The organism is Halomonas sp. (assembly GCF_052095695.1).
In the GTDB taxonomy this organism is placed as follows: Bacteria; Pseudomonadota; Gammaproteobacteria; order Pseudomonadales; family Halomonadaceae; genus Vreelandella.
This window is the reverse complement of sequence record NZ_JBQDLQ010000017.1, coordinates 1-26,739: the sequence shown is the minus strand read 5'-3', so window position 1 is coordinate 26,739 and position 26,739 is coordinate 1. Positions and strand designations below refer to the sequence as shown.

21 protein-coding genes are annotated in these 26,739 nt (G+C 55.2%); 18 read left to right on the top strand and 3 right to left on the bottom strand.

Features of this window, described 5'->3' with window-relative positions; translation table 11 throughout:
- Positions 1-5: 5 nt before the first annotated feature.
- Entirely contained in the window at positions 6-2,681 is a 2,676-nt protein-coding gene (locus tag ACTH5D_RS05335; RefSeq protein WP_441669085.1) for a [protein-PII] uridylyltransferase, read from the bottom strand.
- Positions 2,681-3,472 (bottom strand): type I methionyl aminopeptidase, encoded by a 792-nt coding sequence (gene map / locus ACTH5D_RS05330; RefSeq protein ID WP_441669083.1) that lies wholly within the window; start codon positions 3,470-3,472, stop codon positions 2,681-2,683. The genes ACTH5D_RS05335 and map overlap by 1 nt, the downstream gene beginning before the upstream one ends.
- Before the next feature lie 348 nt (positions 3,473-3,820).
- Between map and rpsB the strand changes: the two genes are divergently transcribed.
- The 18 genes from rpsB (at position 3,821) to tilS (ending at position 24,650) form a co-directional block, all read left to right on the top strand.
- Positions 3,821-4,570, top strand: coding sequence for a 30S ribosomal protein S2 (gene rpsB / locus ACTH5D_RS05325; RefSeq protein WP_441669081.1), 750 nt, complete (start codon positions 3,821-3,823; stop codon positions 4,568-4,570).
- A 241-nt stretch (positions 4,571-4,811) separates the two neighbouring features.
- Positions 4,812-5,681 carry a translation elongation factor Ts gene (gene tsf / locus ACTH5D_RS05320; protein WP_441669079.1) on the top strand — a complete coding sequence of 290 codons (870 nt, stop codon included), beginning with the start codon at positions 4,812-4,814 and terminating at the stop codon, positions 5,679-5,681.
- A gap of 149 nt (positions 5,682-5,830) precedes the next feature.
- Positions 5,831-6,610 carry a UMP kinase gene (gene pyrH, locus ACTH5D_RS05315; RefSeq protein WP_096282177.1) on the top strand — a complete coding sequence of 260 codons (780 nt, stop codon included), beginning with the start codon at positions 5,831-5,833 and terminating at the stop codon, positions 6,608-6,610.
- Between the two features lie 4 nt (positions 6,611-6,614).
- Positions 6,615-7,172, top strand: a complete 558-nt coding sequence (frr, locus tag ACTH5D_RS05310; protein WP_441669076.1) for a ribosome recycling factor — start codon at positions 6,615-6,617, stop codon at positions 7,170-7,172.
- 92 nt (positions 7,173-7,264) lie between these two features.
- Positions 7,265-8,053: a polyprenyl diphosphate synthase gene (uppS, locus tag ACTH5D_RS05305; RefSeq protein ID WP_441669074.1), complete on the top strand. Its 789-nt coding sequence runs from the start codon at positions 7,265-7,267 to the stop codon at positions 8,051-8,053.
- The gene (locus ACTH5D_RS05300) at positions 8,046-8,888 is read left to right on the top strand and encodes a phosphatidate cytidylyltransferase (protein WP_441669072.1); all 843 of its coding nucleotides are present in this window, start codon (positions 8,046-8,048) and stop codon (positions 8,886-8,888) included. Before uppS ends, ACTH5D_RS05300 begins: the two co-directional genes overlap by 8 nt.
- Positions 8,885-10,093 carry a 1-deoxy-D-xylulose-5-phosphate reductoisomerase gene (ispC, locus tag ACTH5D_RS05295; protein WP_441669070.1) on the top strand — a complete coding sequence of 403 codons (1,209 nt, stop codon included), beginning with the start codon at positions 8,885-8,887 and terminating at the stop codon, positions 10,091-10,093. Before ACTH5D_RS05300 ends, ispC begins: the two co-directional genes overlap by 4 nt.
- Before the next feature lie 47 nt (positions 10,094-10,140).
- Positions 10,141-11,499 (top strand): RIP metalloprotease RseP, encoded by a 1,359-nt coding sequence (gene rseP / locus ACTH5D_RS05290; protein ID WP_441669068.1) that lies wholly within the window; start codon positions 10,141-10,143, stop codon positions 11,497-11,499.
- A 100-nt stretch (positions 11,500-11,599) separates the two neighbouring features.
- Positions 11,600-13,951 carry an outer membrane protein assembly factor BamA gene (gene bamA, locus ACTH5D_RS05285; protein WP_441669066.1) on the top strand — a complete coding sequence of 784 codons (2,352 nt, stop codon included), beginning with the start codon at positions 11,600-11,602 and terminating at the stop codon, positions 13,949-13,951.
- 83 nt (positions 13,952-14,034) lie between these two features.
- Positions 14,035-14,535 (top strand): OmpH family outer membrane protein, encoded by a 501-nt coding sequence (locus ACTH5D_RS05280; protein ID WP_441669064.1) that lies wholly within the window; start codon positions 14,035-14,037, stop codon positions 14,533-14,535.
- Between the two features lie 53 nt (positions 14,536-14,588).
- Complete coding sequence (gene lpxD / locus ACTH5D_RS05275; RefSeq protein ID WP_441669062.1) at positions 14,589-15,623, top strand: UDP-3-O-(3-hydroxymyristoyl)glucosamine N-acyltransferase; 1,035 nt, start codon at positions 14,589-14,591, stop codon at positions 15,621-15,623.
- Between the two features lie 149 nt (positions 15,624-15,772).
- Positions 15,773-16,216 (top strand): 3-hydroxyacyl-ACP dehydratase FabZ, encoded by a 444-nt coding sequence (gene fabZ, locus ACTH5D_RS05270; protein ID WP_096282168.1) that lies wholly within the window; start codon positions 15,773-15,775, stop codon positions 16,214-16,216.
- Positions 16,213-16,980 (top strand): acyl-ACP--UDP-N-acetylglucosamine O-acyltransferase, encoded by a 768-nt coding sequence (gene lpxA, locus ACTH5D_RS05265; protein ID WP_441669059.1) that lies wholly within the window; start codon positions 16,213-16,215, stop codon positions 16,978-16,980. The genes fabZ and lpxA overlap by 4 nt, the downstream gene beginning before the upstream one ends.
- 17 nt (positions 16,981-16,997) lie before the next feature.
- Positions 16,998-18,170, top strand: a complete 1,173-nt coding sequence (lpxB, locus tag ACTH5D_RS05260) for a lipid-A-disaccharide synthase (protein WP_441669057.1) — start codon at positions 16,998-17,000, stop codon at positions 18,168-18,170.
- Positions 18,160-18,777 (top strand): ribonuclease HII, encoded by a 618-nt coding sequence (gene rnhB / locus ACTH5D_RS05255; RefSeq protein WP_441669055.1) that lies wholly within the window; start codon positions 18,160-18,162, stop codon positions 18,775-18,777. Before lpxB ends, rnhB begins: the two co-directional genes overlap by 11 nt.
- A 28-nt stretch (positions 18,778-18,805) precedes the next feature.
- Positions 18,806-22,312, top strand: a complete 3,507-nt coding sequence (dnaE, locus tag ACTH5D_RS05250; protein ID WP_441669053.1) for a DNA polymerase III subunit alpha — start codon at positions 18,806-18,808, stop codon at positions 22,310-22,312.
- Between the two features lie 114 nt (positions 22,313-22,426).
- Entirely contained in the window at positions 22,427-23,383 is a 957-nt protein-coding gene (locus ACTH5D_RS05245) for an acetyl-CoA carboxylase carboxyltransferase subunit alpha (RefSeq protein WP_441669051.1), read from the top strand.
- Positions 23,364-24,650 (top strand): tRNA lysidine(34) synthetase TilS, encoded by a 1,287-nt coding sequence (tilS, locus tag ACTH5D_RS05240; protein ID WP_441669049.1) that lies wholly within the window; start codon positions 23,364-23,366, stop codon positions 24,648-24,650. Before ACTH5D_RS05245 ends, tilS begins: the two co-directional genes overlap by 20 nt.
- On the opposite strand, the gene ppx is transcribed toward tilS, so the two are convergent.
- A complete protein-coding gene (ppx, locus tag ACTH5D_RS05235) occupies positions 24,625-26,175 on the bottom strand; it encodes an exopolyphosphatase (RefSeq protein WP_441669047.1) in 1,551 nt (516 codons plus the stop codon). The two genes, tilS and ppx, sit on opposite strands and share 26 nt — an antisense overlap.
- Positions 26,176-26,739 lie beyond the last annotated feature (564 nt).

The window sequence follows — 26,739 nt, the reverse complement described above, 5'->3', positions numbered from 1 at the left end:
AGCGTTCAAACCCCGAGTACCTCAATTAAACGTTCGCGCAGTTGCTGTTGGCGTTGCGGATCGGTCAGCGGTTCCCCTGTCTTTGTGGTAATGAAAAAGACGTCTTCTACTCGCTCGCCGAGCGTGGCGATTTTCGCTGCCGAGAGCGAGATATCCTGTTCCATAAAAATACGCCCTACGCGGGCCAGCAGGCCAGGGCGGTCGGGTGCTGTGAGTTCGAGCATCGTGCGTTCGTTAGCGGGGTCCTGCTCAATCAGTACCTCGGTGGGCACCTTAAAATGCTTCAACTGGCGGGGCGTGTGCCGCGTGACGATATCGGGATAGTCGTCGGGGTCGTCTAGTTCCTCTACCAAGTGCTGACGCATCTCTTCAATGTGCGCCGCATCACGAATCGGCTGGCCATGATAGTCGAGCACGATGAAGGTGTTTAGCGTCCAGTCGTTATGGGAGGTGGCAATGCGTGCGTCGTGAATCGACAGCCCCAGTTGTTCCATTGCGGCGGCTGTGGCGGCAAACAGATCGTCTACCGAGCGGGTGTGGATAAACACTTTGGTGCCGCCTTCCGCCATATCGACGGTGGGTGCGCTGATCAGCACCAGCGGAAGGGGCGAGGCGTTATGCGCTAAAATCCCCTGAGTCTGCCAAACGATTTCGCTGGGCGCGTACTGCAAGAAGTAATCCTCGCCGAGCGACTCCCATAACTGGTCAATCTGGGCGCGGTTGACGCCAATGGTTTGCAGCAGCGAGCGCGCTTCCGTTCGCGTTTCCCGCACCCAGTCATCGCGGTCGGGCGGGTTATTCAGTCCTCGGCGTAGGGCGCGCTTGGTCTCGGCGTGCAGTTGGCGCAGCAGCGACGCCCGCCAGCCGTTCCACAGCGTTGGATTGGTGGCGTTAATATCGGCTACGGTGAGCACGTAGAGGTAGTCCAGGCGGGTTTCATTGCGCACCACCAGGGCAAAGTCGCGAATGACGTCAGGATCGCTGATATCGCGTTTCTGAGCGGTCATCGACATTAATAGGTGGTGCTCAACCAGCCAGCTAACCAAGTTGGTGTCGTGGGGCGAAACGTGATGTCGTTGGCAAAACTGTTTCACATCCCGAGCGCCAATTTCTGAGTGATCGCCGCCGCGGCCCTTGCCGATGTCATGAAACAGGCCGGCAGTCCACAGCAAGTCCAGCTTAGGTAGTTGCTGCATCAGTGCTGCGGCGACTGGAAAGTCGTCCTTCGCTTCTGGCTTGCGGAAACCGTGCAGAAATTTAAGCAGCCGCAGCGTGTGAGCATCGACGGTATAGATATGAAAAAGATCGTGTTGCATGAGGCCTACCGCGCGGCCAAATTCAGGCAGATACTTGCCTAAAATGCCGTAGCGATTCATACGGCGCAACTGGCGAGGCACGTTGCCGGGGGCGCGCATAATGGCCATGAATAGCCGCTGATGGCGAGGCTCGTCGCGATAGTGGTCGTCAATTTGATGGCGGTGATCACGAATCAGCCGGATCGTGTCCGCGCGAACCCCTTCAATCTCCGGGTGCTGGGCCATGAGCAAAAACAGTTCCAGCATGGCCGCAGGCTGCTCGCGAAACAGGGTGCGCGAGCGCGCTTGAATGTAGCCGCCTTTGGTCTCAAAGCGCTCGTTGAGTTTGACGGTTTCCAGGGCCTCTTTGCCGCGCAGAATGACCTCGTCAAAATGCTGTAGCAGCATATCGTTAAGCCCCGCGAGCGCGGTGACATGTCGGTAGTAGCGTTTCATGAATTGCTCAACCGCCAGGCGTTCCGGCGTATCGCGAAAGCCAAACATGTCGGCGATAGTGCGCTGATGGTCAAACAGCAGGCGGTCTTCGGCGCGGTCGGTAAGCATATGCAGGGCATAGCGCACCTGCCATAAAAACGCTTGGCCCTGACTTAGAATGCGCAGCTCGGCATCGTTCATAAACCCTTTGGCAACGATGTCCGTGTACTGCTCAGTGTTAAAATGGCGCTTAGCGACCCAGCCGATCATTTGGATGTCGCGTAGGCCGCCAGGGGAGCTTTTAAGGTTGGGCTCCAGGTGATATTCAGAGTTGTTGTAGCGATAGTGGCGGGCTATTTGCTCCTGCCATTTGGCCTCGAAAAAACGGTCGGCGGGCCAAATGTTGCTGGCGCTTAGGCGCTGGTGCATGGCGGCACGCAGGCTTTCGGGGCCTGCGATGAGGCGCGATTCGAGCAGGTTAGTAATCACCGTGACATCAGCTTCGGCTTCTCGCTCGCAGTCGTTGAGTGAGCGCACGCTATGGCCAATTTCAAGGCCGATATCCCACAAGAAAGTGATAAACGCGGTGAGCGGCTCGCGGTAAGCGGTGTCATCGTCCTGTGCAAGCAGCAGGAGCAGATCGATATCCGAGTGAGGGTGTAGCTCACCCCGGCCGTAGCCACCTACCGCGACCAGCGCGATACCGTCATCGGGCCACGTTTGCAGTGCCCAGGCGATTGCCAGCATCTGGTCTAGGTACCAGGCGCGGCCGCGCACCAGGTCGCGGATATCCGCACCGGCACGAAACTGGTCATCCAGGCGTGCCTGTAGCTCGCGCAGTGCCGCCTTAAACGGGGCAATCGGTGAGCGCGAACCTGCAAGCTCCGCGCGAAAGGCGTGCAGATCGTAAAGCGAGGTGTCCGGTTCAAACCGGTAGTGGTGTAGGAGCATCAGTTGAGCAAAAAGCTGAAGTCTTCTTCGCTACGTGCAGTCAGCACCTCAACGCCAGATTCAGTGACCAGTAGCGTATGTTCCCACTGGGCAGACAGGCTGCGATCTTTGGTGACGGCCGTCCAGCCATCGCGCAGTACTTTGGTTTTGTATCCGCCAACGTTGATCATCGGTTCGATCGTGAAGCACATGCCCGCCGCGAGTTTGATGTCGGCATCCGGTGCGTAACCATCGTAGTGTAAAAACTGTGGCTCTTCGTGAAACTCGGCACCCAGCCCGTGGCCGCAGAAATCGCGGACGACCGAATAGCCGTTTTCTTCAGCGTGTTTTTGAATCACGCGGGCGAGTTCAGAAAGACGCACGCCGGGTTTTACTAATTCGATGCTTTTATACAGACACTCTTGAGTGATGCGGCTCAGTCGTTCGCCCTGAATGTTCTCACCGATAATGAACATAACGCTGGAGTCGCCGTGGTAACCCGCAGGTGTTTTAACGGTGATATCCAAATTCATGATATCGCCTTTTTTCAGCGTCTTAGCATCGTCGGGAATGCCGTGGCACACCACGTGATTCAGCGAGGTGCAGGTCGCCTTGGGGAAGCCATGGTAGTTCAGCGGCGCAGGTGTTGAGCCTAGCTCGTTAACAATGTATGCGTGGCAAAGGCGGTCGACTTCGCCGGTACTGATGCCCGCCTGCACATGCGGGGTGATCATTTCGATGACGCTGACCGCTTGGCGTCCGGCTTCGCGCATGTGTTCGATTTCAGAAGGCGTCTTGATAGGAACGTTCATGAATACTCGATTTGAATGTAAAAAGGGCAAATGGGATGGCGCAATTTAAAACCGTCAAACGGGGCACGACTTCATCTTGGCGATGATCTATGGTATAAAGCCGCGCGCTTTCCTGCAATCGTGATTCCGAGCTTCTTTATTGGCTGGGTGCACATTGAAGGGCGGGGCAATGAATATGCAGTGTGCCACGAAGCGGCGCGTTGCTTGCTTAATCACTAAAAACGTCAAGCCTTAAAAACACACATGCACCGGCACATGGTCCCGGGTGCCGCTGGCAGCGTCTAACGCAGTCAACGGTCGGATCCATGGGGTGCGTGGAGGCCTAACCCGAGTTTGAGGAGTCTTACCATGTCTCACGTTAATATGCGTGACCTGCTTAAAGCAGGCGCTCACTTCGGCCACCAGACCAAGTACTGGAACCCGAAGATGAGCAAGTTTATCTTCGGCGCGCGCAACAAGATTCACATCATCAACCTTGAGCACACTCTGCCAGCTCTGAATGAAGCGGTCGATGTGGTTGAGAAGATGGCGGCATCCAACAACAAAATTTTGTTTGTTGGCACCAAGCGCAGCGCTAGCAAGGTAATTAAAGAAGAAGCCAACCGCAGTGGCCAGCCGTTCGTCAACCATCGTTGGTTGGGCGGCATGCTGACCAACTTCAAGACCATTCGCCAGTCTATTAAGCGTCTGCGTGATCTTGAAACCATGCGTGAAGACGGTACGTTCGAGAAGCTGACCAAGAAAGAAGTCTTGATGGCGACTCGCGAGCAAGAAAAGCTTGAGCGTTCTATCGGCGGCATCAAGAATATGGGCGGCCTTCCGGATGCGCTGTTCGTCATCGACGTTGACCATGAGCGTATTGCGATCAACGAAGCCAACAAGCTTGGCATCCCGGTCATCGGCGTGGTGGATACTAACTCCAACCCCGATGGCGTTGATTACGTGATCCCAGGCAACGATGACTCTATCCGCGCTATCCAGATATACGTTAAAGCGATTGCGGATGCGTGTGGTCGTGCCAAAGAAAGCAATGCTCAAGAGTTTGTTGAAGTGGCCGAAGAGGCCGCTGCAGCTGAAGACAACACGGCTGCTGAGTAACACTGCTGTGGATGCGGTGGATTTAGCCGCATCGTGATGAAGGGGGCTATGCCCCCTTTGTTGCGCTACAGATGAATAATCTGGGCGAGTCGAATTTGCCAGCTCATCGAAGCTGGCCGCGTAGCGCAGAGTGATACATTATGGTCATCTATTTTGACTATACTCGCCTGTGTTGCGTCTAACTCTCATAGCACTATTTTCAAGTGCTACTTCAATAGCACTATTTCAGAGGTGAATTCTCATGGCAGCTATTAGCGCCTCTCAGGTCAAGGAACTTCGCGAACGTACCGGTCTCGGCATGATGGAGTGTAAAAAAGCACTCACCGAAACCGATGGCGATATCGACGTTGCAATCGAGAACCTGCGCAAAAATTCAGGCCTTAAAGCCGCGAAGAAAGCCGATCGTATCGCCGCAGAAGGTATGGTGGTTACGCGCGTAGCGGAAGACGGTAGCTACGGCGTAATGGTCGAAATCAACTCCGAGACCGACTTTGTTGCGCGTGATGACAACTTCATTTCGTTTGCTGACAAAATCGTTGGTGGTTTCTTCGCCGCTAAAAACGAAGATGTCGCTGCGGTGATGGCGGGCGATCTGGAAACTGCACGTGAGCAGTTGGTTCAGAAAATCGGCGAGAATATCGGTGTGCGTCGTGCCGTCGTTGTTAACGCGGTAGACGGTGGTTTGGTTGGCGAATACGTCCACGGTGGCCGTATTGGTGTGCTGACTGTATTGACTGGCGGTACCGCTGATGTCGCGAAAGACGTTGCGATGCACGTGGCTGCTATCAATCCTGCGGTTGCGCTACCTGCTGATATGCCCCAAGAACAGCTTGATCAAGAAAAGGCTATTATCTTGGCACAGCCGGATATGGCCGGTAAGCCGGAGCAGATCGCTGAGAAAATGGTGCAGGGTCGCTTGAAAAAGTACCTGGCCGAAAACAGCCTGACCGAGCAGCCTTTTGTTAAAGATCCTAATCAGACCGTTGCTGAGTTCGTTAAGGCAGCGGGCGGGGAAGTCGTTAGCTTCACGCGCTTTGAAGTGGGTGAAGGTATCGAGAAAGAAGAAGTCGATTTTGCTAAAGAAGTTATGGAACAGGCTGGCCGTCGCTAGGGTCAGAGGTTTCAAGAAGAAGATGGCGTGCGCGCGAGCGCACGCCTTTGCGTATCCGGCCCTTGTAATTGGTTCCTGTGCAACGGATGGTTGTACAAATCAGGGCTGCCCCGCCTGCTTGTGTTCAGGCCTGCCTCAGGAGAGATGCCATGTCACGTGATGTTCAAGAGCCGACCCCTTACGTCGCACCCAGCAAAGGCAACGCTGAGAGTTCGAAGTCAAAATACAAACGTATTTTGCTTAAGCTTTCGGGCGAAGCGCTGATGGGTGAACACGATTTTGGTATTGACCCTAAGGTGCTTGACCGCCTGGCGCTGGAAATCGGTCAGCTGGTGGGTATTGGTGTGCAAGTAGGTATTGTGATTGGCGGCGGAAACTTGTTCCGCGGCGCCGCGCTCAGTGAGGCCGGTATGGATCGTGTGACCGGTGACCACATGGGCATGTTGGCCACTGTGATGAATGCGCTGGCCATGCGCGATGCACTCGAGCGTTCCAACATCCGTTCGCGCGTAATGTCGGCTATCCCGATGAGCGGTGTGGTTGAGCATTATGATCGGCGTACTGCTATTCGCTACTTAACCTCCGGCGACGTTGTGCTTTTCTCGGCGGGAACGGGTAATCCCTTCTTTACTACTGATTCAGCTGCCTGTTTGCGCGGCATTGAAGTGGACGCTGACGTGGTGATCAAGGCGACCAAAGTTGATGGCGTCTACAATAAAGATCCGGTAAAACACCCGGACGCTGTTAAGTATGACCAGCTTTCTTACGACGACGCCCTAGATCAAAAGCTGGGCGTGATGGATTTGACCGCTATCTGCCTGGTACGTGACCATAATATGCCGGTGCGGGTGTTTGATATGAACAAGCCTGGTGCCCTGCTGAATATGGTGGTGGGGGGCAAGGAAGGCACGCTGATATATAGAGGGTAATGACGTGATCAACGATATTAAGAAAGATGCCGAATCGCGCATGAAGAAAAGCGTTGAGGCACTGGATAGTAACTTCAATAAAATTCGTACCGGGCGCGCTCATCCGAGCATTCTGGATGCAGTCACCGTTGATTATTACGGTAGTCAGGTCCCGCTGGCCCAAGTAGCCTCTGTGAACGTTGAAGATGCGCGTACGCTGAGCATTGCGCCGTGGGAGCAGGGCATGATTCAGAAGATCGAAAAAGCCATCATGACGTCTGATCTTGGCCTTAACCCGGCCAGCGCGGGTAACGTCATTCGTGTTCCGATGCCGATGCTGACTGAAGAAACCCGCAAGGTTTACATTAAGCAGGCGCGCAGCGAAGCAGAGAATGCCCGTGTTGCCGTACGCAACGTGCGTCGTGATGCCAACGGTGACTTTAAGTCGCTATTAAAAGAGAAAGACATTACCGAAGACGATCAGCGTCAAGGTGAAGATGAGGTTCAGAAATTGACCGACAAATATATCGCTGAAGTCGATAAAGCGTTGGCCGCAAAAGAACAGGATCTTATGCAGGTATAATTCTGTGTTTTATTCAATGACGGGCAGCGTTAGCTGCCCGTTTTTCGACGCTCTGGCGGGTGTTTTATGACTGAACTTTGGCGCGAGAATCCATGACGTCACCGCAGTTTCCCAAAAAACAACCGGACGATGCCAGCGTTCTTTCCCTGGATGGGGAGGCTATGCCGTCTCATGTTGCCATCATTATGGATGGTAATAACCGCTGGGCGCGTGCGCGTGGGCTTTCTGGCGTGCGTGGGCACCGCGCAGGCGTTGAAGCGGTTCGTGCGGTGATTCAGCGTGCCGCTGAGCTTGAGGTGAAAACGCTTAGCCTGTTCGCTTTCTCCAGCGAAAATTGGAAGCGCCCAGCAGCAGAGGTTAACGCGCTGATGGAGCTGTTTTTAATGGCGCTTAAGCGTGAGGTCAAAAAGCTCAATGAGCGCAATGTACGGCTGTCGATTATTGGTGAGGAACGTGGTTTTTCTCATGCGATTCAAAAGCATATTAAGCGTGCTGAGGCGCTAACGGCGCACAACACGGGTATGCATTTAGTGATTGCCGCCAACTATGGTGGGCGGTGGGAGATCGCCCGCGCGGCGCGGGCTTTAGCCGAGCAGGTTGCCGCCGGTGACTTGGCACCGTCCGCCATTGATGAAGATTGCTTCGATGCCGCGATGGGCAGCGAGCGAGTGCCGCCGGTCGACCTGTGCATACGGACGAGTGGAGAGCAGCGGCTATCAAATTTCATGCTTTGGCAGCTCGCTTACGCTGAGCTGCACTTTTCACCTCTGTTATGGCCTGATTTCGGCGCAGACGCTTTTGATTTGGCGTTAAACGACTTCTGTCAGCGTCGTCGTCGCTTTGGTATGACAGACGAACAAATTGAGGCGCAAGGTGCTTAGACAGCGGATTATCACCGCGGCTTGGTTAGCGCCGCTTACGCTAATCGGCCTGTTCGGATTACAAGGCGGTGCATTTGCGCTGTTTACAGCCTTGATAGTTCTGCTTGGCGCTTGGGAGTGGGCCAATTTAGCCGGCGTTACTCGCCAGCGTGCCCGCTTACAGCTGGTAGCCGTTCTAGCCTTACTGATGGCGGGTATGTGGCTGAGCGGTGCGGTATTTGCTGTTTGGCCGCTCTGGCTGGCCGCAGTGGGCTGGTTAGTAAATCTTTACTGGGTCGTCCGCTACCCGGCAGCGGGGGCGCAGTGGCAAGCCACAGGGCGCCGCTTAGCAATGGGTTTATGGGTGCTGCTGCCTTGCTGGGTGGGCTTTAACGTACTGCGTGATAGCGGCGCGATTTGGCTATTGTTCGTGATGCTGCTTGTCTGGACTGCCGATATCGGTGCTTATTTTGCCGGCCGTCAATGGGGTAAGCGCAAGCTTGCGCCCCGCGTTAGTCCTGGTAAATCCTGGGAAGGCGTTATTGGAGGGCTGGTGGCAACCTCGCTACTGGCACTAGCGTTTGCCATTTGGCAACCGCTGGGCGTCGCGGGAGGATTAGCGTTGATCATAATCACTGCTCTGGTCACTCTGATTTCCGTGCTTGGTGATTTGTTAGAAAGCATGTTGAAACGATATCGCAATATTAAGGATTCCAGCCAGTTGCTGCCTGGTCACGGCGGAGTTTTAGACCGTATTGACAGCCTGACAGCCGCTATTCCGCTGTTTGCACTGCTGTATCTCGAAGTCTTGGTCGCAAGGTTTGCCCCGGTGCTGGTCCAAGGGCTGCCGCTATGATTCAGTCAGCTAAGCCATCATCGTTGCAGCGAGTCACGGTGCTAGGATCGACGGGCTCTGTGGGGACTAGCACGCTTGACGTGATTGCCCGCCATCCCGAGCGCTATGCAGTTCACGCGCTAACTGCGCACACCTCGAAGGAAGCGTTGCTAGCCCAGTGTTTGGTGCATCGACCCGCGGTCGCCGTGCTAGATAGCGACGCTGATGCCGCGTGGCTACGTTGCGAACTTAAACAAGCTGGGCAGCAGGTCGATGTCAATGCCGGCCCGCAGGCGCTATGTGACGTTGCTCGAGATGCCAGTGTCGACTGTGTTATGGCCGCAATTGTGGGCGCCGCAGGCTTGCTGCCAGCACTGGCGGCGGCGGAGGCGGGTAAGCGAGTGCTGTTGGCCAATAAAGAGGCACTGGTCATGAGCGGCGCGCTGTTTATGGAGGCTGTTTCCCGCTCGGGCGCAACGCTATTACCAATTGATTCCGAACATAATGCCATCTATCAGTGTCTACCCGTGGAGCACCGCGGTGGGTTAGCACAACACGGTATTACCCAGCTTATGTTGACGGCCTCTGGAGGGCCGTTTCGCACCTGGCGTCAGGCCGAGATCAGTAGCGCAACGCCAGAGCAGGCCTGTGCCCATCCTAATTGGTCGATGGGGCGCAAGATTTCAGTCGACAGCGCAACGTTGATGAATAAGGGGCTAGAGCTGATTGAAGCCTGCTGGTTATTTGATGCAACGCCTGAGCAAATCCAGGTGGTGGTTCACCCGCAAAGCGTGATTCACTCCATGGTGGCGTATCATGACGGGTCAGTCATTGCCCAACTGGGTAATCCAGATATGCGCACGCCTATTGCCTACGGGCTTGCTTGGCCTGAGCGTATTAACGCTGGAGTGGAAACTCTTGATCTTTTTCAGGTGGCACGGCTCGATTTTGAAGCCCCTGACGAAACGCGTTTTCCCTGTTTAGGCCTTGCTCGCGCAGCGATGCAGCAAGGCGGGTTAGCACCGGCCGTATTAAATGCAGTGAATGAAATAGCGGTTGAAGCATTTTTGCAGCGTCGGCTGGGCTTTTCTGCGATTGGGCAACTGGTAGAAGAAATTCTTTCGCGCCCCTTTGAAGGTTGCGTTGATAGTGTGGAAAGCGTATTGGCGGCCGACCAGTGGGCGCGACATCAGGCAATTGAGTTGGCAACAAGGTGGTCCGCTTAAGCATCCGCTGAGCTGGTCGTTAAGAGCGGGGCGTAAAGGAGTGTAGTGTGGGCCTGATACAAAATATTTTAGCGGTCATTGTGGTGCTGGGTCTGTTAGTGACTTTTCACGAGTTTGGCCACTTTTGGGTGGCGCGGCGTTGCGGCGTCAAAGTGCTGCGCTTTTCGGTAGGTTTTGGTAAGCCTTTGTGGTCCCGGGTTGATCGTCAAGGCACTGAGTACGCCATCGCGGCGATTCCGCTCGGCGGCTATGTCAAAATGCTTGATGAGCGCGAAGCGCCGGTTCCAGAAGATCAGCTAGACCAGGCGTTTAACCGCAAGACAGTTTGGCAACGCATTGCTATTGTGGCAGCGGGGCCGATCGCTAATTTTTTGCTAGCGATCGTTGTGTACTGGGGGCTATTTGTGGCCGGTACCACGGTTGTTGCGCCCATGGTGGGGAGCGTTATTCCGGACTCCCCCGCCGAGCAGGCGGGGCTTGCGCGCGGCTATGAAATTGTCGCTGTTCAGGGCGACGAAATGCGCTCTTGGGAAGATGTTAATCTAAAGCTAGTGTCTATCATTGGCTTTAACGGCGAGCTGAGTATTGAAGCACGGCCCGAAGGGGCGAGTGATTCCCAGCGCTATATGCTGCCGGTGGCAAATTATTTGGTGCGTCAGGATCCACCGCAGCCGTTGGAAACGCTGGGTATCACCCCGTGGCAGCCAGAGTTCCCGGCTATTTTAGGCCAAGTCGTGAGTGGCGAAGCCGCCGAGCAGTCGGGCCTTATGACTGGCGATACCATGGTAGCGATTAATGGCGAGCCGGTGGATGATTGGATGCACTTCGTCAATATCGTGCGGGGCAGCCCTGGTGAAACGCTGCAACTCACTTACGAACGAGACGGCGAACGGTCGAATATAGATTTAACCCCAGGGCGTAACAGCTTAGATACGGGGGTTGAAATTGGTTATATCGGTGCCGGCGCACAGCAGATTGAGTGGCCTACGGAGTTCCAGCGTGAAATCCGCTATGGCCCTATTGAAGCGGTTGGACAGGCGCTTTCGCGCACCGGAGAGATGACGCTATTAACCGTAGATGCCATACGCAAGATGTTGGTTGGGCTCATTTCTCCCTCCAATTTATCCGGGCCGATTACCATCGCACAGGTGTCTGGAGATTCAGCGCGTGCGGGAATAGAAGCGTTTGTTGGCTTTCTAGCGTATCTTTCTATCAGTCTTGGGGTGCTTAATTTACTACCAATCCCCGTGCTTGATGGTGGCCATTTGCTTTATTATTTCATGGAGGTCGTGCGTGGACGGCCAGTATCTGAAAGAACACAAGCCGTAGGATTGCGCATTGGGCTTGCCATGGTTGGCATCCTGATGTTGATGGCCCTCTATTTTGATCTGATGCGCCTGTGGTAATGACGCGTGTAGCGCGCAAGATGCCTTGTCATCTGCCTGCACAAATGTATATGGTGCCTTTCTGGAATGATCGGCAGACCAACGCGAGCGAATTGACTGCATGAAAATCAAGACCCTTGGAATGGCGGCACTTTTGCTGGCAGGCGCCAGCGTCGCCCAAGCACAATCCTTTGATGTTTCAGACATTCGAGTGGAAGGACTACAGCGGGTATCTGCCGCCTCGGTCTTCAATGCATTCCCAGTCAGTGCCAATGAGCGCGTCAGCGAGGCCCAGTTGGCTGACGCTGCTCGTGATTTGTTTGCAACGGGACTTTTTGACGATGTCTCTTTGGCCCGCGAGGGGGATGTGCTCGTTATTCAGGTCGTTGAGCGCCCGACCATTGCACGGCTACAGATCAACGGCAACGATCAGATATCTGAAGACGATCTGCGTAATGGCTTACGCCAATCGGGTCTTTCTGAGGGGCAGGTGCTGGAGCTTTCTACGCTAGAGGAAATTCAGCGCGAGCTGGAAGGCGTTTATCAGTCTCAGGGTCGCTACAGCGCCAGCATTGATACCGAAGTTGAAGAAATTGATGAAGGCCGCGTTCAGGTCAATATCAACATCAATGAAGGCGAAATTGCTAAAATTAGCCAGATCAATATTATTGGTAATGAAGCCTTTGATGACAAAACTCTGCGCCAAGTATTTGAGTTAAACGATCGGCCAGGGCGGTTTTTTGGCTGGTTCTCTAGCGACGAGTACTCCCGCGAAGCATTGTCGGGCGATATTGAGCGACTGCGTTCTTACTACCTAGACCGCGGCTACGTCAACTTTGACGTTACCTCGACTCAGGTGTCGATTGGTCCCGAGAAATCGGAGATTTTCATCACGTTAAACGTTGATGAAGGTCAACAGTATCGCGTTGGTAATATTCGTTTTGCGGGTGATTTACAGATCAGCGAAAACGAAGCCCGTCAACTGCTCACCGTTAACGAAGGTGAGATTTTCTCGCGTGGTGATGTCAATGCCTCCACTGAGGCCCTGCGCCAGCGGTTAGGCGCGGAAGGCTTTGCCTTTGCTGATATTCAGGGCGTGCCTGAAATATCGGACGACGGCGAGACGGTCGATTTGGTCATCGCCGTTAATTCTGGTGAGCGTGCCTATGTGCGCCGCATTGAGTTCTTTGGTAATACCACCACTCAAGATGAAGTGCTGCGTCGCGAGATGATTCAGCTAGAAGGCGCGCCTGCTTCGACGGATGCCATCACCCAATCACGTCAGCGTCTAGAGCGACTGGGTTTCTTTAGCCAAGTAGAAGTGGATACGCAGCCTGTTCCTGGTGAGCCGGATCTGCTGGATGTTACCTATAACGTTGAAGAGCAGCCTTCAGGTTCGGTGTCGGCGAGCGTTGGCTTTTCTCAAAGTGCCGGCGTTATCTACGGCGTCGGCCTATCGCAGAACAACTTCCTTGGCACGGGTAATCGGGTCAACATAGGGGCTCAGCGCAGCGATACCTTTACCAGTGTCAACTTTGGTTTCACCGACCCCTATTGGACGCTTGATGGGATTTCTCGCGGTTACAATGTTTTCTACCGCGAAACCGACTATGCCGACTCCGATATTTCTACGTTCTCGACGGATGCTTATGGTGCGGGTATTAACTTCGGCTACCCTGTCAGCGAGCTATCGCGGCTAAACTTTGGCGCCAGTATTGAAGACCTAACGGTCAAAACCTATTTTGATACGGCCTCTGAAATTCGCCGCTATGTGGAAGATCAGGGTGAAGACGCGCAAAGCCTTAAGCTAACGGCCAGCTGGACACGTAACAACCTTAACCGCGGTATCATGCCGACGGCTGGTAACTACCAGCGCCTTTCAGTAGAAACCGGTGTGCCGGGCAGCGATGCGGAATACTATAAGCTGCGTGCGCGTGCCCAGCAGCTTTTCCCGATCAACGCTGATGAGTCCTTCGCGCTCAAATTTACCGGCAATGTCGGCTATGCCGACACGCTAGGCGGCAGCGACCCGTTCCCCTTCTATGAAAACTTTTACGCCGGTGGCCTAGGCTCGGTGCGTGGTTTTACCTCTAATACGTTAGGTCAGCGCACAACGCCATCTTCTGAGGGCGGCCGTAATCGTACGTTGGGTGGTAACGTTTCAATCGAAGGCAGCGCCGAGATCATTTTCCCGCTGCCCTTTATTGAAGATCAGCGCGCACTGCAAACATCGCTGTTCTTAGATGGTGGTAATACCTTCCTGAGCTCTTGCTACGATGTGCTGGATGAAGATGCCGGCCGTCAGCAGTGTAACTCGGGCGTTGATTTAGGTGATCTGCGCTACAGCACAGGTATTGGCCTTTCTTGGCTGACACCGGTGGGCCCGCTAACGTTTAGTGTTGCGCGCCCATTGAACGATGAGAGCGGTGACGATACACAGTTCTTCCAGTTCTCATTGGGACAAACGTTCTAAGAGCTCTAAGAGGCAGCCGTTTTAATTTTGCTAGGTCGCGTGCCATGGTGGCGCGCACTAGCGTGACCTAAGGAGTTAACACAATGCGTAAACTGACAGCGGTTGTATGCTTGTTGGGCGCGATGATTTTACCTGCTCATGCGGCGGAAGTGGCCGTACTTGATTGGCGAGCAGCGTTGATGAATACCCAATCTGCTCAAGCGTCACTGAGTAGTCTGGAAGGTCAGATCGGCAGCCAGCAGCGGGAAGCGCAGTCTCTTGGCAACGAGCTTCAGCAGCTCCAGCAGCGCTTGCAAAACGAAGGTGAAACAATGGGGCAGTCCCAGCGTGAGTCGCTGATAGGCGAATTGCAGCAAAAGGGCAGCCGCTTTGAGCAACTTCGCCAAGAAGTGATGCAGGCGCAGCAGCGTTCTGAACAGCAGTTTTTAGAAAGCGCTGAATCCAAGCTAGAGCAAGCTGTAGAGCGAGTGCTGGAGCGTCACGGCATAGACGTGCTGGTTGAGCCACAGGGCGTACTTCACTCCGGTGTTGACCTGCCTAATCTGACCGACGAAGTCACTCAGATTTTTGATGGCTTGAACTAAACTTAAACGATGTTTGGTGTGGTCTGGCTACACCAAAGCTTCTCTGGGTTCCCATGACGCACGCTTCTCATCACCTTACTCTTGCAGACATTGCTCGCCACTTAGGCGTTGCCTTTAAGGGCAATGCTGAGCAGCCGATACGAGGTCTTGCGACGCTAAAAGAAGCGCAGCCGGATCAAGTGGCCTTTTTGGCGAACCGTGCCTATTTGAAAGATTTGGCAACGACCCAGGCAGCGGCGGTGTTACTACACCCCGAGCATGGCAAAGATTGCCCTGTGCCGCGTCTGGAAATTGATAACCCGTATTTAGGTTATGCCAAGCTCTCTCAGCTGTTTGATCCGTTGCCGGCGCGCGACGTGATCGGTATTCACCCGACGGCAGTGGTGGCCGATGACGTTCAGCTAGGTGACGATGTTTCTATTCAGGCGCACGCAGTCGTGGAAGCAGGAGTGGTGCTTGGCAGCCGCGTTGTTATTGGTGCCGGTAGTATGGTCGGGGCAGATAGCCAGCTCGGCGAAGGTACACGCCTGCATGCTAACGTTACCGTCTGTCATAGCGTCGTTATTGGCAAGAACGTGATCCTGCAAAGTGGCTGTGTCATCGGCGGCGATGGGTTTGGCTTTGCTCACGATGGTGCAGGCTGGCATAAAATTGTTCAGTTGGGTGGCGTTGTGCTGGGTGATGATGTGGAGGTCGGCAGTTGCTCGAGTATTGATCGTGGCGCGCTGGGTGATACGGTGATTGGCAATGACGTTAAAATCGATAGCCAGGTGCAAATTGCCCATAACGTTATTATTGGCGACCACAGTGCATTGGCGGGCTGTGTCGGCATTGCAGGCTCAACGAAAGTCGGCAAGCACTGCATGTTGGGCGGAGGCGTCGGGCTGTCCGGCCACTTGACCATTTGTGATGGCGTTCAAGTGACAGGAATGAGCCTGGTCACGAACTCTATTCATGAGCCCGGCGTCTACTCTTCGGGCACTGGTGCCATGGCCAATAACCAGTGGCGGAAAAACGCGGTGCGCTTTAAGCAGCTCGATGATATTGCCAAGCGTTTAGCGCGATTGGAAAAAAAGCAGCGAGATTAACAGGTGCTGAATGATTTTATCCGCCATTAGCTTGAGGCTAGATAGCGGCGGGGTATAATCCACATCCTTTTCACCCGCAGGCGTGCTGGTATTTACCTGATCTCCCCTCAGGTGTTCCAGGTTTATTTGTCATTTTAGAGGTCGCTACGATGGTTATGGATATCAATGAAATTCGCGAATACTTGCCCCACCGCTATCCGTTTTTGCTGGTGGATCGAGTAACGGAATTGACCATCGGTGAGTCCATCGTTGCGTACAAGAACGTTAGCATCAATGAGCCGTTTTTCAACGGACATTTTCCGCACCATCCGATCATGCCCGGTGTTCTGGTTATCGAAGCGCTGGCCCAGGTGTGTGGCATTCTTGGCTTTAAAACGGTTAATAAACTACCGGCCGATGGCTACGTCTATTATCTAGTAGGTAGCGATAAAGTGCGCTTCAAACGTCCGGTTATGCCCGGTGACAAGCTCACGTTAGAAGCTAACGTTATCAAAGGTAAACGCGGTATCTGGAAATTCGCCTGTCGCGCTTCTGTGGATGGCGAGCTAGCCTGCGAAGCGGAAATTATTTGTGCCGAGAGGAAGGTTGCTTGATACATCCTACTGCCTTGGTCGACCCAGCGGCGCGTCTAGCCGATGACGTTGAGGTGGGTCCTTTTAGTGTTATTGGGCCAGACGTCACTATCGGCGCAGGCTCTGTCATTGGCCCTCATGTGGTGGTTAAAGGCCCCACTACACTGGGCGAGCGTACGCGTATCTTTCAGTTCGCCTCTGTAGGCGAAGACTGCCAGGATAAAAAATACGCAGGCGAGCCAACGCGCCTGGTGATGGGCGACGACAACGTAATTCGTGAAGGCGCCACGCTGCATCGCGGTACGGTTCAGGATCGCAGTGAAACCACGATTGGTTCGCGCAATTTATTTATGGCCTATGTGCACGTTGGGCATGATTGCGTTATTGGTAACGACTGCATCTTAGCTAATCAGGTCACCTTGGCTGGGCATGTCACCGTCGGCGACTACGTCATCCTTGGTGGTTTGTCGGCAGTGCATCAGTTCTGCCACTTTGGCGATTATGCCATGGCGGGCGGTGGGTCGATTATCACCAAAGATACGCCCGCGTATATCATGATTAATGGGAATCCCGCTGAAGCACGCGGCCTTAATTTAGTAGGTTTGAAGCGTCGAGGCTTTAGTCGCGAAGCGATTAACGCACTTACTGCAGCCTACAAAATGGTGTATCGCCAGGGCTTGACGACAGAGCAGGCGCTTGCCGACATGCGCAGCCGCTTTGATTTGCCTGAGGTAGAGCATTTTGCCGCCTCTATTGAGCGCTCGACACGCGGCATTACCCGCTAGCCCATGCGAATTATTTTATGACCCTGCAACGCGTTTATCTCGTGGCCGGGGAGCTCTCCGGCGATATTCTGGGCGCAGGATTGATGCGCGAACTGAAAGCGCGTCATCCGGGTGTTGAGTTTCGTGGTATCGGCGGGCCTCGCATGCAGGCTGAGGGTATGGAAAGTCGTTTTCCATTAGAAACCCTGTCAGTCATGGGGCTGGTTGAAGTGCTCAAGCATCTGCCTGAGCTGATTCGTGTGCGGCGTACCTTAAAAATAGAAGCGCTGGCCTGGCAGCCGGATATTATGCTGGGTATAGACGCACCTGATTTCAACTTGGGGCTAGAAAGACAGCTCCGCGAGGCGGGTATTACGACCGCCCATTACGTCAGCCCCTCCGTTTGGGCGTGGCGTCAGGGCCGCGTGACAGGCATCGCTAAATCAGTCGACGGTATGCTGACTCTGCTGCCCTTTGAAGCTGCTTTTTATCGCGCCCATCGAGTCCCCGTCGTGTTTGTTGGCCACCCGCTGGCCGATGAGCTACCGCTTGAAAATGATCGTGGTGCTACGCGTCGTGAGCTCCACTTGCCTGCTGATGCGCCGGTGCTGGCTCTGTTGCCGGGCTCGCGCGCTAACGAAGTGCGTTTTTTAGGCGCTACTTTTTTGGTCGCTGCCGAGCAGCTTTGTCAGCGTCATCCCGCGCTGCACGTTGTTATTCCCGCCGCTACGCCTGATCGACGTCGTGAAATAAGTGCACTACTTGCCGACTATCCGCTGCTCGCCGAACGCACCAGCCTGCTAGATGGGCAAGCCCGCGAAGCCATGGTGGCAAGCGATATTGTTTTGCTCGCCTCCGGTACGGCGGCGCTTGAAGCGATGCTCTGCCACCGGGCGATGCTGGTCGCTTACAAAATGGCGCCGGCGACTCATTGGCTGGCGAAGCGGTTGGTGAAAACGCAGTGGGTGTCGCTGCCGAACCTGATTGCGCAAGAAACGCTGGTGCCTGAGCTAATTCAGGAGGCCGCCTCGCCTAAGGCGATTGCTGACCAGCTCAGCGCTATGTTGACCGATGAACCGAGCCGTTACGCGCTTGAAGCGCGCTTTGCCCAGATACACGCCACGCTGCAGCGCAACGCTAGCCGGCGCGCGGCTGAAGCGCTCGGCGCTTTGGCAGCAGGGCAGCCATGGGAGGAGGCTTATGACGATTAACTACGCCGCCTATCCGCCTATAGAGATTGCCTATATCGGCCAGCGGCTTGCCGGGGTCGATGAAGTGGGGCGCGGGCCACTGATTGGCAGCGTCGTGGCCGCTGCGGTCATTCTGGATCCTGCCCATCCAATTGACGGTTTGACTGACTCAAAAAAATTAAGCGCGCGTCGGCGTGAAGCGCTGGATGAGCAGATTCGCGCGCGGGCAATTGCGTTTGCGGTAGCAGAGGCCAGTGCCGCCGAAGTGGACGCGCTAAATATTTATCACGCCACTCACTTAGCCATGCGCCGAGCCATTGATGCGCTGACGCCTTCGGCCGAGTATCTGCTCGTCGATGGTAACAAGCTGCCCGGTCACCGGTTGCCCGGGCAAGCCGTGGTAAAAGGCGATGCCCGCCATGCGGCTATCGCCGCGGCGTCCATTTTGGCTAAAGTGGCGCGCGACTCACAGATGGTGACGCTGGATATGCGCTATCCTGAGTATGGCTTTGCGCGCCACAAGGGGTATCCCACCAAAGAGCATCTCGCCGCGCTGGCCGCTCATGGGCCCTTGCCAGATCACCGCCGCAGTTTCGCGCCTGTTCAGCGTCAGCTAGCGCTGCTTTAAGCCTGTTTATTTATTTAGCGAGAGTTTCATGACGGTACCGTTTGTCCATCTGCGTTTGCACAGTGAGTACTCCCTGGTCGACGGCTTGGTTAAGCTTAAATCGCTGGTCAGTACCACCGCTGAACGGGTGATGCCGGCGCTGGCCTTGACCGATGAAACCAATTTATTTGGTCTGGTAAAGTTCTATAAAGCGGCCCAGGGCGCTGGTTTAAAGCCCGTGATTGGCAGCGATTTATGGCTCCAGAACCCGCACGACGAATCGCATCCTTACCGTATAACGCTGCTGGCGATGAACGACGTTGGCTATCGTAACCTCACCGAGCTGATCTCTAAGGGCTGGACTCACGGCCAGCGCCAGGGGCGTGCCATTCTTGACAGGCAGTGGGTGATGGAGCAGAGCGAGGGGTTGATTGCGCTCTCCGGCGCTCGCGAGGGCGAAATTGGCCGCCACCTGCTATCTGATCACGAGCATGACGCGCGAGCGCTGTTGAAAGAATGGCAGGCAGCCTTTCCTGAGCGTTTTTATCTGGAGCTAGTACGTACCGGGCGCCCCCTGGAAGAGGCCTGTGTTCACGCAAGCGTCAAGTTAGCCATCGAGACTGGGACGCCGGTAGTCGCTACCAATGACGTACGTTTTTTGGCGCGCGAGGATTACTGGGCGCATGAAACCCGGGTGGCGATTGGCGAAGGCAAAGCATTGGACGACCCGCGCCGCGAGCGTCGTTATACCGAAGAGCAATACCTAAAAAGCCCCGATGAGATGGCGGCGCTGTTCTCCGATATTCCCGAAGCGCTAGAAAATAGCGTAATGATTGCCCAGCGCTGCAGCGTAGACGTGCGTCTTGGCGAAATTTTCCTGCCTGAGTTCGAAATTCCCGAGGGTATGACGCAGGACGAATTTTTCCGCAAGGTTTCCCACGATGGCCTGACGGATCGCTTGGATTTCTTATTTCCCGCTGAGCGCTATCCTCGCGAGAGTGACGAATACAAAGCGATCGACCAGCGCTATCGCGATCGGCTTGAATTTGAGCTGAACGTTATTATTCAGATGGGCTTTCCCGGCTACTTCCTGATCGTGATGGACTTTATCCAGTGGGCGAAGGATAACAGTGTGCCGGTAGGGCCAGGGCGTGGTTCGGGTGCAGGCTCGTTGGTAGCCTACGCGCAAAAAATTACCGACTTAGATCCAATTGGCTACGACCTGCTGTTCGAGCGCTTTTTGAATCCTGAGCGTGTTTCCATGCCCGACTTCGACGTCGATTTCTGCATGGAAAAACGCGACAAAGTCATTGAGTACGTGGCCGAGCGCTACGGGCGTAACGCGGTCTCGCAGATCGTTACGTTCGGCACCATGGCGGCGAAGGCCGTGGTGCGGGATGTTGCTCGCGCTCAGGGCCGACCTTATTCGCTGGGCGACAAGCTCTCTAAGCTGATCCCTTTTGAAGTCGGCATGACGTTGTCCAAAGCGATTGAGCAAGAACCAGCGCTTAAAGAGTTTATCGGCAACGACGAAGAGGCCGAAGAGATCTGGGAGATGGCGCTCAAGCTAGAGGGCACCACGCGGGGTACCGGCAAACACGCGGGCGGCGTGGTAATAGCGCCGACCAAACTCACCGATTTCTCACCACTGCTGTGCGATGAAGACGGCTCAGGCCTCGTCGTCCAGTTCGATAAAAACGATATTGAAGAAGCGGGCCTAGTCAAATTCGATTTCTTGGGTCTGCGTACGCTGACGATTATCGACTGGGCGCTGGAGATGGTCGATAAGGTGCGTAGCGTTAATGGTCAGGGGGCGCTGAATATCGAGAGCATTCCGCTGGACGATGCGCCGACCTTTGAAATGCTAAAACGCGCCGAAACTACCGCGGTGTTCCAGCTTGAGTCGCGTGGCATGAAGGAACTGATTAAGCGCCTGCTGCCCGACTCACTAGACGACATGATTGCCCTGGTGGCCCTGTTCCGTCCCGGGCCTCTCCAGTCGGGCATGGTCGACGACTTTATCAACCGTAAGCACGGCCGGGCCGAAGTTTCTTATCCACACCCGGATTACCAGCATGAACTGCTTAAGCCGGTGTTGGCGCCTACCTACGGCATCATTCTTTACCAAGAGCAGGTCATGCAGATCGCTCAGGTCATGGCCGGATACAGCCTTGGCCAGGCCGATATGCTGCGCCGTGCGATGGGTAAGAAAAAGCCCGAAGAAATGGCTAAGCAGCGCGACGGCTTTATGGAAGGTTGCGCTGCCAACGGTATCGATAAAAATCTGGCCGGTAACATTTTTGACTTAGTAGAAAAATTCGCCGGCTACGGCTTTAACAAGTCGCACTCGGCAGCCTACGCGCTGGTGTCTTATCAAACCGCTTGGTTAAAAGCCCACTATCCGGGGCCCTTTATGGCGGCCGTCATGTCCACCGAAATGGACAACCTGGATAAAGTGGTGCCGCTGATTGAAGAGTGTCGCAATCTTAAGCTCACGGTGACGCCCCCAGATGTCAACGTGGGGGGCTACAAATTCACGGTGGACACGGACGCGCGCGTTGTTTATGGCCTGGGCGCGATCCGAGGTGTGGGCGAAGGACCGATTGGTGCCATTGTTGATGCCCGTAAGGCGGACGGCCCGTTTAAGGATATCTTCGACTTTTGCCGGCGTATGGATCCTAAACGGATGAATAAGCGCACCCTGGAGGCGCTTATTCGTTCCGGTGCACTCGATACGATAGGGCCTAATCGTGCGGTGCTGTTCGCGGCGATGGAAGACGCGTTAAAAGCCGCTGCGCAGAATCATACCAATCAGAATCTGGGCATGCTGGATATGTTTGGCGATGCATTCGCCGAAGCCGACGACAGCGAGAGCAACGTTTACGCCGAGTATCTCAGCGCTCGTGAGTGGACTGATCGCGAAAGGCTGTCGGGGGAGAAAGATACCCTAGGGCTTTACCTAACCGGTCATCCGATTGACGAGTACGAGCGCGAGTTAAAGCGCTTTGTTTCCACTCGCATCAGCGATTTAAAACCCTCTCGCGATCCTCAGCGTGTGGCAGGGCTGGTGGTTGGCATGCGCACGATGAAGTCCAAACGCGGCGATACCATGGCGTTTATCACCTTGGATGACCGCACCGGCCGCATTGAAGCCTCGCTGTTTGGCGAGCTATTCGAGCAACTGCGCGGGCAGATTGAGTCCGATCAGGTGTTAATTGTTGAAGGCGAAGTCTCCAGCGACGAATTTTCTGGCGGTTTGCGTCTGCGCGGTAAAGACGTTACGCCCATGGTGACGGCCCGGATTCGCTATGGTCAGGCGGTTGAACTTGCTCTAGACGCTGAGCAAATCAACGGCCGTTTAGTTGAGAGCCTGCGTGATAGCCTTACGCCATACCGCGATGAAGCGGGGCTGCCCGTGCGGCTGCAGTATCGCCATCCGGCAGCAGTGGCTTGGCTTGAGCTTGGCGATGAGTGGAAGGTCGCGCCTAGCGATGATTTATTACTAGCGCTGAGAGATGTGCAGGGCCAGGCGGGCGTCCAGCTTCGCTACCGCTAACCAAGCGGCAAAGAATTCTTCACCTTGCGTGGCAGAGTCAGGGTGCGATAATGCTCTTATTCTCTCATTATTTATCAATGCTTATTTTGATCAGGCTTCTTACAGGTAGCGCCGATGAATCCTAATTATCTCGATTTCGAACAGCCCATTGCCGAGCTTCAGGCAAAAATTGAAGAGTTGCGTTTAGTCAGCTCCAGTAATCAAGTGAATCTCTCCGATGAGATTGCTCGTCTGGAAGAAAAAAGTCGCAAGCTGACGGAATCTATCTTCAAGGATTTAACTCCCTGGCAGGTTTCTCAACTATCGCGTCACCCGCAGCGTCCCTATACGCTCGACTATCTTGAGCATATTTTTACTGACTTTGATGAGCTGCACGGCGATCGTAACTTCGCCGACGATGCCGCTCTTGTTGGTGGGGTTGCGCGGTTGAACGATGCGCCGGTGATGGTGATTGGCCATCAAAAAGGCCGTGACGTGAAAGAGAAAGTGCGCCGCAATTTCGGTATGCCGCGTCCAGAAGGTTATCGCAAAGCGTGCCGCCTGATGGAGATGGCCGAACGTTTCAAAATGCCGATTCTGACCTTTATCGATACGCCTGGCGCTTATCCCGGCATTGATGCCGAAGAGCGCGGTCAGTCAGAAGCAATTGCCTACAATCTGGCCGTTATGTCACGACTGAAAACACCGATTATTTCTACCGTGGTGGGCGAGGGCGGCTCCGGTGGCGCGCTGGCTATTGGCGTCTGCGACGAGCTACAAATGCTGCAGTACTCGACTTACTCGGTGATCTCGCCGGAAGGCTGCGCCTCGATTCTATGGAAGAGCGCGGCCAAAGCCTCTGACGCTGCTCAGGCCATGGGTATTACCGCCGAGCGTCTAAAAGAGCTAGGGTTTGTCGATTCATTGATTAAAGAACCGTTAGGCGGCTCGCATCGGCATCCTCTAACCACCGCTGAGCGCGTTAAAGAGGCGCTGTCTGCCAGCTTAGAACGTTTGCAGTCGATGGACACCGAGGCGCTGCTGGAACGCCGCTACAAGCGCTTAATGAGCTATGGCGCCCCAGCCGCTTAGCACACTGCAAAGCCTGCTTAACGACGCCCTGGCGGAAACCCCGCCGGGGCGCTCTGTTTGGGTGGCGCTATCCGGCGGTTTAGATTCGAGCCTACTGGCGGCGCTCGCTGCCATGGTAGGCAAGCAGGCTAATCGCTGCGTTCGCGCTATTCATATCAATCACGGCCTTCAGGCGGCTGCCCAGACCTTTGAGGCGCATTCGCGGGCGCTGTGTGAGCGCCTGAATGTGCCGCTGACGGTAGTCAATGTCACGGTAGCTGCGCAGGGGCAGGGTATCGAAGCGGCGGCCCGTAACGCTCGCTACGAAGCATTTTACGCCACGCTAGCCCCTGGCGATGCACTATGGCTTGCCCAGCACCAAGATGATCAGGCCGAAACGTTTCTGCTCGCTGCGCTGCGTGGCAGCGGGCTACGTGGCTTGGCGGGCATGCCTTATCGGCGTGAATCTCAGGGCATTACGCTTGTGCGCCCCTGGCTGAGCGCACGTCGAGCCGAGTTGGAAGCCGCGGCGCGTTCGCTAGCGCTAACGTGGTGTGAAGATCCTACCAATGCTGATATTAGCCTCGACCGTAACCGCCTGCGCCATCGCGTACTGCCGGAGATCCAGGAGCGCTGGCCAGGCGCCGCGCACGCGTTAGCGAATAGCGCGGCGCATGCGCATGAGTCGGATGCCGTGCTGGGCGAATATGTTGCAGCAGAGCTAGCGGGCCTTATGACCAATGCTGGTCAGGTGGATGTCGATGCGCTTAATCGATGCTCACGCCCGCGTCAGCGGCTGCTAGTGCGGGCGCTGTGCCAACAACAAGGCTTGCCGCCGCCGCCGAAAAAACGCTTAGAAAGCCTATTGGAGCAGTTGACGGCGAGGGCTGATGCAGAGGTCTGCGTTGAGTGGTCGGGTGGTCAGGCGCGGCTATGGCGTCAGCGGCTCTACGTGACGACAAGGCTTGAATCGCTACCGCCGTGGGATGTTTTCTGGGACGGTCAAACGCCGCTGGAAACGCCATTGGGGTGGTTAGGCTGGCAGGTGACTTGCTCACAACGGCTGCGAGTAGCCTGGCGCAAGGGGGGCGAAGTGATCCAACTGTCCGGGCGTGGTCGGCGCGATTTAAAGCGGTTGCTGCAAGAGGCATCCGTGCCGCCCTGGGAGCGCGAGCGGCTAGTGGTGGTGATGCAGGCAGAGACCTGTATTGGTGTGGTTGCACCCCCTGGTAGGCTGCTCTGGCAGGCTGCAGGGGTCGAGTTTACGCCTCAGCCTTCACCTGCTTAACCGCAAAATTAAACCCCGCGGCTTGCATGAATGCCTGCTCCTGTTCGAGGTCGGTGCTCAGCAGGGTGGGTTCATCGCTGTCTGGCAGTGTAATCGTCAAGCTGTCGCTATCGACGCTTAATAGCGGCAGCGCTGGCGTCGCCTCAGGTCGAGAATGATTAAATAAAACCGCCAAGCGCAGCAGCCGGGCAAGCTTTTGAGCGCTTGCCTGCTGTGTTTCTGGCAGCGCCTGCCACTCTTTTAGCGGAAATTTACGTCGATGGGCGCGCACTAGAAAGGCCAGCTGGCGCTGTTCCGGGCGTGAAAAACCGGCGAGGTCCGAGTGTTCTAACAGGTAGGCCCCATGGCGGTGAAATTGGCTATGGGAAATCGCCAGGCCAATTTCATGCACATGGCTTGCCCACTGTAAGTGGCGCGCCTGGGCAGGGCCTAACGACCAGGCATGACGTACCTGATTAAATAAACGCTCGGCGGTGTCGGCGACATTGGCTCCTTGGCGAGTATCTACATCGTAGGTTCGCTTCAGCGATTCCAGGCTTTTCGAGCGTGAATCTTCAGCACTATTGCGTCCCGCCATATCGTAGAGCACGCCTTCGCGCAGGGCGCCGTCCGCAAAACGCATTTGCGTGAGATCGAAGGCTTCAAAAATCGCGCCTAGGATGGCAACCCCCGCAGGGAAGACTTTGGCGCGATCAGTCTTTAGGCCATCCAGCTCGACTTTATCCAGCTGCTTGCATTTCAGCAGGCGCTCGCGCAGTTTTTTTAACCCGCTGCGCGTAATAACCCCTTCGTGAGGCGTATCGCCGTAAGCATGCAACACGCTAGCGGCAGCTTTGATCGTGCCGCTTGAGCCGACAGGGTCGTCCCAGCCTAAGCGCTGATAAGGGCGCTGGATATTAGCGAGCTCTGAAAGGGCGGCGATTTCAGCACGGCGCATGCGTTTTTCGTTTAACTCGCCATCGGGGAAAAAGCGTCGAGAAAAGGTCACGCAGCCCATGCGCAGGCTTTCCAATGCTTTGGGTTCAAAGGCTTCGCCAATGATGAACTCGGTGGAGCCGCCGCCGATATCGACAATTAAGCGGCGACCGTTTTCGGCCAGCGCGTGAGCAGCACCCAGGTAAATGAGGCGGGCTTCTTCGCGACCGGCAATAATCTCGATAGCGTGACCCAGCTGAGCTTCCGCGCGCTCAATGAAGGCTTGGCTATTACGCGCGTCGCGCAGCGCGTTAGTGCCGACGATGCGTAAGTTGCCATGGGGAATGTCGCTAAGAAACGGCGCGAAGCGGCCCAGGCAGTCCAGCGCACGCTGTATGGCTGCTTCATTGAGCAGCCCATCATCATCTAAACCTGCTGCCAGCTGGACTTTTTCGCCCAGTCGGGCGACGACCTGCAGACGCTCATGCTGATAGTTGGCCACCAAAAGATGGAAGCTGTTGGAGCCCAGGTCAATCGCGGCAAACCGCTGCGGCGCAACGCTTTCTGTCTCCGCCGTGGCGGTAATGGGTGTCGAAAGGTCCTGGGGCATACGCTATCCTTCTTATGATCTGTGCCAAGGTTGCGGTGAGCTTTATCCGTTGTCAATTACCAAAGACTTGCGTTTGTCGCGATGCTTGACTACCATCGAGCTACTGGCTTGATATGACCTAGTTTGTTAGTGTGTCCACAAGCGCGGCGTTATGGTAACAAACCGTTTACATTCGTCGTTCAAGTACGGCATCTTGGTCGCCCCAGACGTTACTCATGGTTTATCTCGTTAGCGTCAGCCAGATTTCCAAGTCGTCAGATAGCCCACTGGTTTCGCCACTCTCCTGTGCGAACCGGATTAAACAACTGTTAGCACCCTCGAGTTGAGCCTTAATAACGCTAGCCAATAGTGTTATTAACTGAGCCCAATCAAGTTCCTTTCATTTTCGAGCGCGTGTCTTCTCCGGGGTCTGAACGCATCACACGGCGTAACTTAAACGCCTCCTGTCTTATTCCCGGCGCCTAGCGCCCAGCTTCCATGAGCAATTTTCTAACACACCGATGAATCTTACTGAACTCAAGCAAAAAACCGTTCCCGAGCTCCTCGATATCGCCCGTGAAATGG